Genomic DNA, 12,090 nt, shown 5'->3' with positions numbered 1-12,090 from the left:
CCAGCCCGCTCAGAGATGTGTATAAGAGACAGCCAGCAGGGTGACGCCGGCCAGCGGTGCGGCCAGCACTAACAGCCCGATGCCGAAGATCGCCGCGTAGGTGTACGTCGGCGTCCGTGTCGGCGATACCTCGAACAGTCCCTGCGGACGGTAGCCGGCGATCCACAGCGTCGCCAGCGCGGCGAGGTTGATCGACAGGACGTTGACGACCACGAGGGCGGCAGCTCCGGTCGCCGCGCCGGACATCCCCCAGGCGACCGTGATGCCGACCGCGGCCGACGGCGGAATCAGCGCCGCGGCGATCATCACGCCGACGATGGCCTCCGAAAAGCCACGCGTGAGACTCAGGATGCCGGCGATTCCCGCGCCCAGCGCGACCGCCAGCGAGAACAGGTTCGGCGCGACCCGCTCCTCGAGTTCGGTGGCGACGACGATGTCGACCCCGGCGGGCTCGAGGCCGGCCAGCCGGGCCAGCACCGCGAGACCGACCGACGCGGCGATGACTATCGCCACGCCGGCGATCTGATACGTGAAGCCGGTCCGCTTGAGTCGGTCGTCGCCGGTCACGATGCCGACGTTGGCGGCGAGTGCGGGCCCCAAAAGCGGCGCGATAACCATCGCACCGATCACCACTGCCGGCGAATCGGCCAACAATCCGGCGGTGGCGACGACGGCACTGATCAGCAGCATGACGGTATAGATCGCAAACGGGGGCGTGAGTTCGTCGGCCTTCGTGCGCAACACCTGTCTCGAGGTGCGCGATCCCGTTTGCCCGCCGCGGCTGTAGCGCTGCCGGAGCGTCGTGAACTGTTCGGAGATGACCGTCTCGGCGTTGAGCACGACGACGCTGGCCTCGTCGCCGATCCCGGCCTGCCGCAGTCGGTCGAGCAGGGGTTCGACGGCCTGGGTCGGAATCGGGAACCGGACGACCGCGGTGTACCCCCTGCCGCTGGTCTCGTCGCTGACGACGTAGTCGACCCCCTCGTCCTCGAGAACGTCGAGAACGGCCCGGCGTCTCCCTTCCGGGACCGTAATCTCGAGATAGCGCATACTGCGGGGACGACCGAGCCGCGGATAGTACTCGGGTCGGCAGTGGACGGGTGATCGTCAGCCGTCGGTACCGCAGTCGAGTCCGGCAGTGGTCACCGGACACGACAGTCATCCTCGTCGTCACAGCGGTTTTTACGCGGTGGCGGTGTACGACGCCCGATGTCGACGATAGCCGATCTCCGGCTTCCGGCCGCGGACACAGCCCTGGCGGCCACCTTCGAGCGCGCGCCGGAGGCCACGTTCGAACTCGAGTCCTCGGTGTCGAAGACGCGGCCGTCGCTGTGGGTGTCCGGTGTCGATCCCGAGACGGTCGCCGCGGCCTTCGAGGCCGATCCCTCGGTCGAGACGGCCGAACTCCTCGTCGAAACCGGATCGCGACTACTGTACGACGTGACGTTCGGCCAGGGGGCGGGCACGGGCCGGCTCTGGGACGATCTGCTTGCCGACGGCGGCTCCCTGCTCGAGGCGCGGGCGAGCGACGGCTGGTGGCAGGTCACCGTCCGCTACCGTGACCGTGATACGCTCTGTGATGCCTACGACCGACTGCTCGAGCGCGGCGTCAACGCCGACCTCCGGCGCGTGACCGACGTGACCGACGCGCTCGACGCCGAGGACCACCAGACGCGACTGACGCCCGAACAGCGGGAAGCGCTCGAGGCCGCGCTCGAGTACGGCTACTTCGAGATCCCCCGCGGGGTCTCGATGGAGGAATTGGCCGAAGAACTGGGGATCTCCCATCAAGCACTCTCCGAACGGTTTCGGCGGGCCTACGAGACCCTGGTCGACGCCGAACTCCAGCCGGCTGGCGAGGAGTCGCGGCTCGACTGATCGCCGGCCACCTCCCACCGAGCGCCCGCGACGGGTTGGGAGCGCGGCACAATCGTTATTTGATTGGCTTGCGTTCGGCCTGACATGGCTGACCTACTTTCCGATGCGGAGATCGAAGCTGAACTCCCTGCCGAGTGGGACCGGGAGGACGACGAGATCGTTCGCGTCTACGAGTTCGATGACTACCTTCGAGGCGTCAACTTCGCCCAGATGGTCGGCGAGATCGCCGAAGCGCAGTTTCATCACCCCGAGATCGTCATCCGATATTCCGGCGTCGAGATCCGGCTCACCTCCCACGAGGAGGGCGGCATCACCGACGCCGACATCGAAATGGCGGAACTGATCGAGTCCGAGCGCGACGCCTGAACCCCGACCCCGAAACAGCGACCGATTGCACGATGGACGCCGCCTACGTCTTCCACGTCCGGTTCCGTCTCGAGCCCGCACGGCCGTTCGTCTCCCTCGAGCCGACGTCCGCGGAGACGACGGTCACGCTCTCTCGCGAGGCACCGGAACCGGGGACGGAAGGGTGGCTGTTCTTCCGGAACACGTTGTGGCGCGGCGAGGTCGCCGACCGGAAATACGGCCGCCGACTCGCCGCGGAGTGGCTCGGCATCCCCGAACGAACCGTCGAGTCCGTCGACTTCCGCGAACTCCGGACCGACGCGGAGTACTTCGACGCACTGAAAACGGCGATCGCGGCTGAGCTAGAGACGTTCAAGGCCGACGATGTCTCGGACGCTCTCTCGAAGTATCTGGGCTCGAGCGTACGCGTGACCGACTCGTCCGAGCGGAGCCACTGAGAGGACGAGACCGGCGGCGCGGACGACTCGACCGGTCGACAGGCATTTAATCGCGACCTCCCTACGTTTGGTTCCGCATGGCTCTCGAGCGCGAGTACGATTTCTGGCTGCTCGACCTCGACGGCACGCTCGTCGACGTCGAGTGGTCGTATACCCGTGAGGTGTTCGATCAGGTCGGCGACCGACTCGGCCGCGAGTTCACCGATCAGGAAGCGGACATCCTTTGGAACGGGCTGACCGGCTCCCGGGATCGCCAACTCGAGGAGTGGGGAGTCGATCCGACGGCGTTCTGGGAGGCATTCCACGAGGAGGAAGACCCGCTGGTCCGGGCCGAGCAGACGTACCTCCACGAGGACGCCGCCTTCGTCGCCGATCTCGAGGTGCCGGTCGGGCTGGTGACCCACTGTCAGGAGTTCCTCTGTGAGCCGGTCCTCGACGCCGTGGGAATCCGCGACTGGTTCGATGCGCGACTGTGCTGTACCGAGGAGACGGGCTGGAAGCCCGACCCGGGACCGGTGCAGTCAGTCATGGCCGACCTCGGGGTCGCCCACAACGGCCATCAAGGCGTGCTCGCGGGCGACGGTGCGAACGATGTCGGTGCGGCCTGGAACGCCGGGATCGACGCCATTCACGTCGAACGCGTCGGCCACGAGCGCCGGGGGCAGTGCGTGCTCGGCGATTATCGCGTCCGCTCGTTCGACGAACTGTCCTGATCCGCCACCGACGCTCGACGGCTGGGACCCGCTTACGGTCCGATTATGTAAGGTGACTGTCAACTTCGGAGAGCGTCGAGAGCGATGGCCGGGGCCACACTCGTCCCCTCGGACCGAAAGGGCTTCAGGAAGACAGCGGGAGACGGAGACGATGAAGTACTGTCTCGACTGCGACTGGAGCGCGTCCGCCGTCGACGACCCGTCCCAGCAAAGCCGCTCGCGGGCGGCGATCCACCACCACGTCGAAACGGGCCACGCGATCGACTCGAGCGACGGGCCCGTCCGTCCGACCGTTCCCGCTGTCTCCGGTGCACTTCTCGTTCGCGACCTGGTTCCCTCGAGCGACTGAGTCGCGGTGACCGCCGCGACGCTCTATCACCGCAGAGCACTGACTGCGGGGTCCGGACTCGAGAACGAAGCGTCAGCCGGTCCCACGTACCGGTCGGCGGGATCGAATCGGACCTACTCGAGAAACTATAATTGATACTGACCGATTGTTACACTAATACGTCAGCCCGTACGATCTCTCGATGGGCCGGCAACGGGGGATCGCTCACGATTGCCGCTCCGCCCGCTTGTGGCAACTGCGCCCGCATTCATGCCTTCTTACTAATTCTTCGACAGGAACGCTTCTGCCGGGATGCTGGGCACATCGAAGCCTCAGTACCCGATGACAGTACACTGGCAGCGCTCGAGACTGCCTCGAGTGGAACCGACCTGCAACGAAAACCGAGTCGTCGGGCGATGCTCGCTCAATCGTCGTCCGTCGCACCGAGCCCCGGATCGGCGTTCGCGGTGACGACTGACGGCGGCGCGAGCGGGCCGTCGTCCCCGTCGAACTCCGGATTAAACAGTTGGAGTGCGGTATGGATCGTGCTCCAGTCGTCTTCGGCCGCCGCCTCGCGGAGGCTCTTGGTCGGCGGCGCGAGCAATTGGTTGACCAGCGCGTCGGCCATCGATTCGACGACCTCTCGTTGCCCCTCGGTGACCTCGCCCTCGAGATGGGAGAGCGCGGTCTCGACCTCCCGATCTTTGATCCGCTCGGCGGATTCGTACATCGCGGCGATCGCCTCGTCGGCGCGTGCCCGTTTGTACTGTTCCGTGAGCAGGTCGTACTCGCGGTCGATCATCGCCTCGACCTCCCGGGCCGCGTCGGCCCGCTGTTCGCGCGTCTCCGCGGTGACCGACTCGAGGTCGTCCAGATCGAACACCTGAACCGCCGGCAGTGTGCCGGCCGCCGGCGCGACGTCCCGCGGCTGGCCGAGATCGACGATCACCTGTTCGGTCTCGCCTTCCCCTGCGTCGCGATCGGACTCGGCATCGAGATGCCGCGGTCCGAGTACCGGCTCATCGCTGCCGGTCGCCGTGACGACGACTTCGGCACTGGTCACGACGGTCTCGAGCGCCTCGAGCGGTACGACCCTCGTGTCGACTTCGACTTCCAGATCGCCGACGAGGTGGTCGGCGTGGGCGACGGTTCGGTTGGCGACGACGAGTTCGTCGATCCCGCTCGCCGCAAGGTTGCGAGCCGCGAGCCGTCCCATCTCGCCGGCTCCGACGACCAGTGCGGTCGCACCGTCGAGGGGGAGTTCCGCGGCGGCCCGCCGCGTCGCGGCCGACCCCAGTGAGACGACCCCTTCGTTGATCGCCGTCTCGGTCCGTGCACGTTCACCGACGTGAATCGCTTTCGTGACGGCGGCCTCGAGCATCGAGCCGATCCCGCCGGCTGCGCGGGCGTCCTCGTAGGCGGTCCGGACCTGACCGATGATCTGGTCCTCGCCGAGAATAACCGACTCGAGGCCGGTCGCGACCCGCAACAGGTGTCGCAGGCTCTCGTCGTGGCCGGTTATCACGACGGCCTCGTCGTCGGTCGCGGCGAAGAATTCCTCGAGTGCGGCCCGGCCGACGGCGTGGTCAGCACCGACGACGTACGCCTCGACCCGATTACACGTTGAGAGGACGTACGCCTCCTCGATATCGGGAACGGTCAGCAGTTCCGTCACGGCGGTCTCCTGACTGTCAGGGCTGGCTGTGGCCAACTGGTCGACGGTCCCGCTCTCGTGGGTCACTCGCGCGGCAGTCACGACGCCGGTCGACATCACGGCCGTTCACCCCCGGTTGACAGTTCATCGCCGAGCACGTCCTCAATCACTTGCGGACAGTTGGAAGTACCCGTACGTAAAGCTGTCCAAAGGTCCGGAGAATTGACGACGTCCGTGACGATCTCCCGTCGGCGGTCCGCCGAAATGTCACGTGACTGTAGCTCCTCGCGCAATCCCGCACAGACCCGCGCCATCTCGCCGGCCCCGTCGAGCGTCTCCTCGAGTTCCTCCCGGAGATACTTGCTCACCGCGGGCGCGGTTCCGCCCGTCGCAACCGCGACGGTCACCGGCTCCTCGCGGACCGTCGCGGGCACGACGACGCTGCCGACCTCGCGTTCCCCCGACCGGTCCGCTCGGTTGACGAGGAGTCCCCGCTCGCGGGCCGCGTCGACGACGGCGTCGTTGATCGTCGCGTCGTCGGTCGCCGCGACGACCAGTGCGGGCGCGGTTCGCTCGAGCCAGCCCGGAACGTCCTCGGGGGCGGGCGCTGCCCGGATCAGTTCGGCATCGCCGAACTCTCGGTCGGCGAAGGACGGGCTGACGACGAGTACCTGCGCCTCCCGGGCGAACCGCCGGGCCTTCCGGGCACCGACCGGACCGCCGCCGAGGACGAGCACCGTCTCGTTCGTGAAATCGTGCAAAAGCGGAATCATTCTGGATGAGAGAGGGCGGACGTAACGTCCTACTGGTCTCTTGTATTCGCTTCGGCGCGTTCTGCCATCCGAATCCCGGTCTTCTTCAGTATCTGCGTCGAAAACAGGGAGGCCCAGTCGTCGTCGGACACGTCCCAATGCTCGTTCATGACCTCGCGTACCCGTTCGATGCGCCGTTGGCTCTCGGTCTCGCTGCGACCGTGGGTCATCGCGAAGAAGTTGTACGGCCAGACACCCTCGTGGCGCGGGCGTCGGTAACAGTGAGTAACAAACGGGAGCGCGGCGACTTTCGGGCCCACCTCGGGAACGACCTCGTCGGGCACGTTCCAGACCGTCATCCCGTTTTCCGTGTAGCCCAGCGCGTAGTGGTTCGGCACCACGCCGATCCGTCGGATTTTCCCCTCGCGTTCGAACCGTTTGACCGTCTCGAGGACCCAGTCGATGTCCTGTCCGATCGCATCGGCGATATCCCCGTACGGCGTCTCGGTCAGCGGGAAGCCGTCCTGTATCTCGAGGACGAGGTCCCGTTCGGCGGGCGAGAGCGTGGCTTCGTCGGTCGGCGTGACGTCGGGACCGAGCGTCGAACAGTCGAGTCCGGCGGCGGCGTCGTCGCCGTTGCCGTCGAGCGGGCCGTCGACGTAGAACTTGGCTTCGACGCGGAACTCCCGTTGTTTCGGCAGGTTGTACGTTTCCTGTCCCGTTTCGTCTTCGATGTCGGCGAGCACGGCCTCGACGCGGTCCTCGTCGGCGACGCTCACGACGAACCAGACGTTCAAGTGGGGATGGTCGCGCTCGTAGTTGTGGGCGACTTCGCGGTGGTCGTTGACCAGATCGACGACCTCGTCGAACCGGTCTTGGGGGGCGTGCATGGCGACCAGCGTCGCCGCGCCGCCGATCTCCTGGGCGTTGACGAGGGCCCCGAACCGCGAGAGAACGCCCCGCTGGTCGAGGTCGCGAATCGTTGCGAGCAGTCCCGCTGCATCGATGTCGACCCCGTGGTCGCGCATGGCGGCCGCGGCGTCCTCGAACGGCCGCTCCACGACGGGGAACCCACCCTGAAAGGCGTTGACGACCGCCCGCTCGCCGTCCGTGAGGTCGACGTCCGTTGTCATATGCGTTACTCACGGCTGGCAGTGCATAAGCGGATTGGAACGGCGACTCGAGTCGATCGACGGCGCGCCTGCGGACCGGCTGCCGGACGTGGTGTGCGTCGCACGTCGTGACAGGCACCACGGCCGTTCGACTCCGCCTGCAAGCGCGGGGTCCGTTATCGCCCGGTCCCTGGTGTCCGTCCTTACTCCCCTTCGACGCCGGTCACGTCGAAGCCGAGGGCCTCGATGTCGTCGAGGATCGCCTCGTGGTCGGCGCTCGCCTCGTAGTAAATGACGATGTCGAAACTCCCCTCGCGAAGCAGTTGCTGGCACTCCCAGACGAAGTCCTCGTCCTCGAGCGTCAGGCCTTGGTGCTGGTTCGAGGAGAAGTCCGGATCGTCGTTGCCCGAGTAGACGTAGCAGTCGCTCGGATCGTAGCCCGAGTGCTCGGCGATGATGTCGCCGACATCGATCGTCGCCTGCATCATTTTGACGTCCGCTTGCCCGTCGTAGTCGGTGTGGACGATCGCCCCGTTGAGATCGACCTCGCCGGGCTCGAGCAGTGCCTTGGTCCGCTGATAGAGGTCCTCGTCGAGCGCGTCGGAGTTGGTGGCTGTCATTGTTCGAATCGAACGGGGCCGGACTGATAGCCGTCACGATTCCGACGGAGCGACTGACCCGTCGAACGACGGGATTTCATGGAGTACCGACGCGACAGCGGGACGCCTACCGCCCAGTCATAGTGACACCCCCTCACACACAAGACACATAGTCGTCGCTGACTTTTACTCCGGTGATGAAGCGGTGGCTCCGTCGGCGCGTCGACGCGGCATACGAGCGGTTGCTTTCCAGGGAAGTCTCCGGCGCACCGACCCATGTCGCGGTGATTCAGGACGGGAACCGACGGTACGCCCGCAGTCAGGGCGACGACGCTCCCGAGGGCCACCGCGCGGGTGCCGAGACGACCGAGCGCGTCCTCGAGTGGTGTCAGGATATCGGCGTCGAAGAGCTGACGCTGTACACGTTCTCGACGGAGAACTTCGAGCGTCCCGCGGCCGAAAACGAGGCGTTGTTCGATCTCCTCTGTGAGAAACTCCGGGAGTTCGCGGAGGCCGACCGCGTCCACGAGAACGAGGTCTGTATCCGTGCGATCGGCGAGACCGAACTGCTCCCCGATCGGGTCCGAGACGCCGTCGACTACGCCGAACGACGTACACGCGAGTACGACGCGTTCGTCCTCAACATCGCACTCGCCTACGGCGGCCGGTCGCGACTGCTCAACGCGACCCGCGGGGTCGCCGAATGCGTCGCAGCGGACGAGTTATCTCCCGACGAGATCGGCGTCGAAGACATCGAACGGCGACTGTACGATCAGCCGGTCCGGGATGTCGATCTCATTATTCGGCCCGGCGGCGAAGAGCGCACGTCGAACTTCCTACCCTGGCACGCCAACGGCAACGAGGCCGCGGTCTTCTTCTGTACGCCCTACTGGCCGGAGTTCTCGAAAGCCGACTTCCTGCGTGGCATCCGAACGTACGAACACCGGGCGGAATCCTGGCGACGGACGCGCGCACGCCGCGCACTGGCACTGCTCGGAGCCGTCAGCGAACCCGAGCTCGCCGAAGCCCGCTCGATCGTCGACCGGTTCCGCGACTCGCTCCCCTCGAGCGAACAGCCCGACGCGGAGACGCTCGAGACGGGCGACTCGAACGGCCGGGCCGCCGACTGAGTGTGCCCGAAACGCGACGCCTGCTGTCGACGGCCGTCGCCCTCCGAGGACGACCGCCGTCCGGGGGACGACAGCCCGCCGTGTGACCCCGCTCGGCTTGCCGCGGTCACGACTGCGAGGCTCGGCGTTCGCGTCGGGCGATAGCCGTTCGCCGTCCGTTCTCACCCACCCAAAGACCTTTATTTATAATTATTCCAACCATAGGTACGATGTCGGTACCGAACAGCGCTCCTGTCGTCGACGTCGAGCGGTTCGTTCGTCTCACGGACGTCCCGCTCGACGACGCGTACGCGCTCCTCGCGAACCCCCGAACACGTCTCACGCTCCACGTCCTCTCGACGTGTGAATCGTCGCTCTCGCTTGCAGGCCTGACCGATGCTGTCGCCACGCGAGACGACGCCGACGAACATGCCATCCGGGCCGCATTGAGCCACGTCGTCCTTCCGAAACTCGAGGCTCACGACGTTCTCGAGTACGACCGCGATGTCGGCAGGGTCCGGTTAGATCGGCCGGTCGTCGGCGGCGACGACCCGGTGGCGGCGCTCGTCGATTCCCCCGACTCGACGGGCTCGAGCCCCTCGCCGCCGCGCGACTCGGCGGGTTAACGACCGAAGCGTCGCGACCGATTGCAGTACTCGCGGACCGCCCGCAGGAAATCCCGTTTGCGGAAGTCCCGCCAGTTGATGTCCGTGAAGTACAGTTCGGAGTAGACCGACTGCCAGATCATGAAATCCGAGAGCCGCTCCGCACCGGTCTTGATCACCAGGTCCGGCTCCGACGGGAAGACGAGGTGGTCCTCGACGTGTTCGTCGTCGATCTCGTCGGGGTCGAGATCGCCCGCGTCGACGCGCTCCGCGAGGGTCCGGACCGCACTGGTGAACTCGTGTTTCCCGCCGAGACCGATCCCGATTCGGATCGGGGCGTCGGCCCGTGCCCTGTCCTCCGGGCCCCGCACTGCGACCGGGCGCGGTGCATCGATCGTCTCGAGTTCGCGCTGTAAGGCCGGTACCGCCGCGGCGTCGAGGACGCTCACGTAGACCGTTATCTGCGAGGCGTACTCGATGGCCCATTCGAAGAAGTCGGTCAGCGTGTCGTACGCACCCCGCTCTAACAGGTCGCGTTCGGTGATCACGAGCGCGACGTGATCGGGCGGCTCGGCCTCGTGGCGACGGATGCGAAGCGCCAGATACCGTTCGTACAGTCCCACGGTCGCGACTTTCACGGCCGGTGGCATACGGGTTACGGGTCGCGCTCGCCCCGCTCAGTCTGAGATCCGTAATTCCGTTGCTGGCAGCTGAGGGCGGTGAAAACCGTCTCGAGGCGGGTTCACGAACCTTCAAGTGAACGCCACAGAAAGGGACCGATATCGTGACAGCACCCGTCCGGCGAGCCGGCGCGTTCGCAGCCCTCTGTACGCTCTCGCTCGTCGTTCCGCTCTTCGGCCCGCGGGTGGGGGCTGCCGTCGCCGGCAGCGTTCTGCTGGGGGCCTACGTCGTCACCGGCGGGCCGCTCTTCGACCTGCTCGCCTATCCGGGCGATTACGAGGACGCGCGTCTCTACGGTCTCATCACCTTCGTCCTCGCCGGCGTCGCGCTCGGACTCATGGCGACCGCGGCGTCGATGCCACGGACCGTCTTCGTCGGCACGCTCCTGCTCGTCGGCTACGGCAACCTCGGCGAGCAACTCGTCAGGCTGCGCACTGACGATGGTGTCGTCCGCGTCACCGGGTTCTGTCTGATGGGGATCGTGGCCGCCGTCGCCGGTCAGGCGGTGACCCACGCCCTTACCGACACCACAGCCCCGTCTGCGATCCCGATACTGATCTTCCTGGCCGCCAGCGGTGCCCTTCTCGCGGCTCTCCTCCGCGACGTGTTGCTGCGCTCGGACGATCCCATCGTCGTCCTCGCCGTCGGACTCCTCCTCTGGCTGCTCGCCGAACTCGGTCCGGCCGTCGCGACCGGCGAAATCGCCATCGCACTCGCCGTTACGGTCGCGTTCGGCTACGCTTCCTACGCTCTCGAGACGGCCTCCATCGCGGGGATGCTCACGGGCGTGTTGCTGGGACTGGTGACGATCGTCCTCGGTGGCTACAGCTGGTTCGCCGTCCTCATCTCCTTTTTCGCCATCGGCGGGCTGTCGACGAAGTTTCGGTACGACCGCAAACGGACCCTTGGCGTCGCCGAGGACAACAACGGTGCACGCGGCAGCGGCAACGTCCTCGGCAACGCCGCCGTCGCGCTCGTCGCGGTGCTCGGCTACGCCGCCAGCGACGCCGGGTTCCTCCCCCACGAGCCCGAACTGTTTCTCTTCGCCTTCGCCGGCTCCATCGCGACCGCAATGAGCGACACCCTCTCGAGCGAGATCGGGAGCGTCTTCGAGCGCCCGCGGCTGATCACGACCCTCGAGCCGGTCGACCCCGGCACTGACGGCGGCGTCACCTGGCAGGGGGAACTCGCCGGTATCGTCGGCGCGACCGTCGTCGCGGGCATCGCCTACGGGCTCTTTCCCGCAGTCGAACTCGTCGGCGCAGCCGTCATCGTCGCCGCCGGTGTCGTCGGGATGACCGTCGATAGTCTGCTCGGCGCGACGCTCGAGGGGACCGTGCTGGGCAATCAGGGGGTCAACTTCCTGGCGACGCTGTCGGGGGCGCTCGTCTGTGCGTTGCTGGTCCTGTCGTTCGCGGTTCTCGGCTAACGGGTCATCGTGCGGAGCGGATCGCCGCCGCGTTCGATTCGAGTCCGCGAGCATGGCAGCCGTACAATCGTCGTACTCACTGCCGCAGCTACCGGTGACTCGAAACTGGCCGATTGGACATCGTGGATCGATCCGTCGCTGGTCGCGGACGACGGTCAGTCGTCGGCGTCGGAGACGGACCGTCCCGACCGGCCGTCGTCGGCCGCCCGATCGGATTGCTCGCCGCGCGCGTCGGTGGCGCTCGTCTCGTAGTGATACTGATACTCGAGTTCCGATCCGGGCGTTCTGACCGTCGCCGTCGCCCAGACCATCATGAAAATGGTGCCGCCGAGCAGTGCGAGCGCGGCCGCCGGTGGCGGTGTCATTGCGAGTGGGTCACCGCCGTCGATATATGAACGGCACGGATGACGCCGTCAAGATTCGGGTG

The 12,090-nt window shown here is 66.6% G+C and carries 14 protein-coding genes and 1 pseudogene; 8 read left to right on the top strand and 7 right to left on the bottom strand.

Annotated elements, in window-relative coordinates:
- Window positions 1-12 precede the first annotated feature (12 nt).
- Window positions 13-1,050: pseudogene (locus C487_RS11470) on the bottom strand (TIGR00341 family protein); the annotation flags it as partial.
- Between the two features lie 159 nt (window positions 1,051-1,209).
- Here C487_RS11470 and C487_RS11465 point away from each other — a divergent pair.
- The 5 genes from C487_RS11465 (at window position 1,210) to C487_RS11445 (ending at window position 3,743) form a co-directional block, all read left to right on the top strand.
- The gene (locus tag C487_RS11465; RefSeq protein ID WP_006185920.1) at window positions 1,210-1,878 is read left to right on the top strand and encodes a helix-turn-helix domain-containing protein; all 669 of its coding nucleotides are present in this window, start codon (window positions 1,210-1,212) and stop codon (window positions 1,876-1,878) included.
- Window positions 1,879-1,962: 84 nt separating this feature from the next.
- Window positions 1,963-2,244: a 4a-hydroxytetrahydrobiopterin dehydratase gene (locus C487_RS11460; protein ID WP_006185919.1), complete on the top strand. Its 282-nt coding sequence runs from the start codon at window positions 1,963-1,965 to the stop codon at window positions 2,242-2,244.
- Window positions 2,245-2,276: 32 nt separating this feature from the next.
- Window positions 2,277-2,681 carry an LWR-salt protein gene (lwrS, locus tag C487_RS11455; RefSeq protein ID WP_006185918.1) on the top strand — a complete coding sequence of 135 codons (405 nt, stop codon included), beginning with the start codon at window positions 2,277-2,279 and terminating at the stop codon, window positions 2,679-2,681.
- Window positions 2,682-2,758: 77 nt separating this feature from the next.
- Window positions 2,759-3,394, top strand: coding sequence for an HAD family hydrolase (locus C487_RS11450; RefSeq protein ID WP_006185917.1), 636 nt, complete (start codon window positions 2,759-2,761; stop codon window positions 3,392-3,394).
- Window positions 3,395-3,545: 151 nt separating this feature from the next.
- Window positions 3,546-3,743 carry a hypothetical protein gene (locus C487_RS11445; protein ID WP_006185916.1) on the top strand — a complete coding sequence of 66 codons (198 nt, stop codon included), beginning with the start codon at window positions 3,546-3,548 and terminating at the stop codon, window positions 3,741-3,743.
- Window positions 3,744-4,146: 403 nt separating this feature from the next.
- Here the strand turns inward: C487_RS11445 and hemA are convergent, their stop codons facing one another.
- From hemA to C487_RS11425, 4 genes are all read right to left on the bottom strand, one after another.
- A complete protein-coding gene (hemA, locus tag C487_RS11440) occupies window positions 4,147-5,493 on the bottom strand; it encodes a glutamyl-tRNA reductase (protein ID WP_006185915.1) in 1,347 nt (448 codons plus the stop codon).
- Complete coding sequence (locus C487_RS11435) at window positions 5,493-6,149, bottom strand: precorrin-2 dehydrogenase/sirohydrochlorin ferrochelatase family protein (RefSeq protein WP_006185914.1); 657 nt, start codon at window positions 6,147-6,149, stop codon at window positions 5,493-5,495. Before C487_RS11435 ends, hemA begins: the two co-directional genes overlap by 1 nt.
- A gap of 29 nt (window positions 6,150-6,178) precedes the next feature.
- On the bottom strand, window positions 6,179-7,261 hold the full coding sequence (ahbB, locus tag C487_RS11430) for a siroheme decarboxylase subunit beta (protein ID WP_006185913.1): 1,083 nt from the start codon (window positions 7,259-7,261) through the stop codon (window positions 6,179-6,181).
- A 182-nt stretch (window positions 7,262-7,443) separates the two neighbouring features.
- Entirely contained in the window at window positions 7,444-7,860 is a 417-nt protein-coding gene (locus C487_RS11425) for a DUF5778 family protein (protein WP_006185912.1), read from the bottom strand.
- Between the two features lie 176 nt (window positions 7,861-8,036).
- Between C487_RS11425 and uppS the strand changes: the two genes are divergently transcribed.
- Together uppS and C487_RS11415 are read left to right on the top strand one after the other, a co-directional pair.
- Window positions 8,037-8,969 (top strand): polyprenyl diphosphate synthase, encoded by a 933-nt coding sequence (uppS, locus tag C487_RS11420; RefSeq protein WP_006185911.1) that lies wholly within the window; start codon window positions 8,037-8,039, stop codon window positions 8,967-8,969.
- 209 nt (window positions 8,970-9,178) lie between these two features.
- Window positions 9,179-9,574, top strand: coding sequence for a DUF7344 domain-containing protein (locus C487_RS11415; RefSeq protein WP_006185910.1), 396 nt, complete (start codon window positions 9,179-9,181; stop codon window positions 9,572-9,574).
- On the opposite strand, the gene C487_RS11410 is transcribed toward C487_RS11415, so the two are convergent.
- The gene (locus tag C487_RS11410; RefSeq protein WP_006185909.1) at window positions 9,571-10,176 is read right to left on the bottom strand and encodes an undecaprenyl diphosphate synthase family protein; all 606 of its coding nucleotides are present in this window, start codon (window positions 10,174-10,176) and stop codon (window positions 9,571-9,573) included. The two genes, C487_RS11415 and C487_RS11410, sit on opposite strands and share 4 nt — an antisense overlap.
- A 161-nt stretch (window positions 10,177-10,337) precedes the next feature.
- Between C487_RS11410 and C487_RS11405 the strand changes: the two genes are divergently transcribed.
- The gene (locus C487_RS11405; protein ID WP_006185908.1) at window positions 10,338-11,663 is read left to right on the top strand and encodes a DUF92 domain-containing protein; all 1,326 of its coding nucleotides are present in this window, start codon (window positions 10,338-10,340) and stop codon (window positions 11,661-11,663) included.
- 155 nt (window positions 11,664-11,818) lie between these two features.
- Here the strand turns inward: C487_RS11405 and C487_RS11400 are convergent, their stop codons facing one another.
- Window positions 11,819-12,028 (bottom strand): hypothetical protein, encoded by a 210-nt coding sequence (locus C487_RS11400; RefSeq protein WP_006185907.1) that lies wholly within the window; start codon window positions 12,026-12,028, stop codon window positions 11,819-11,821.
- Between the last annotated feature and the right edge of the window lie 62 nt (window positions 12,029-12,090).

The sequence above is a fragment of the Natrinema pallidum DSM 3751 genome (assembly GCF_000337615.1).
Lineage (GTDB): Archaea > Halobacteriota > Halobacteria > Halobacteriales > Natrialbaceae > Natrinema > Natrinema pallidum.
Note: the sequence above shows the minus strand (reverse complement) of the source record. Positions and strands in the feature narration are given on the sequence as shown.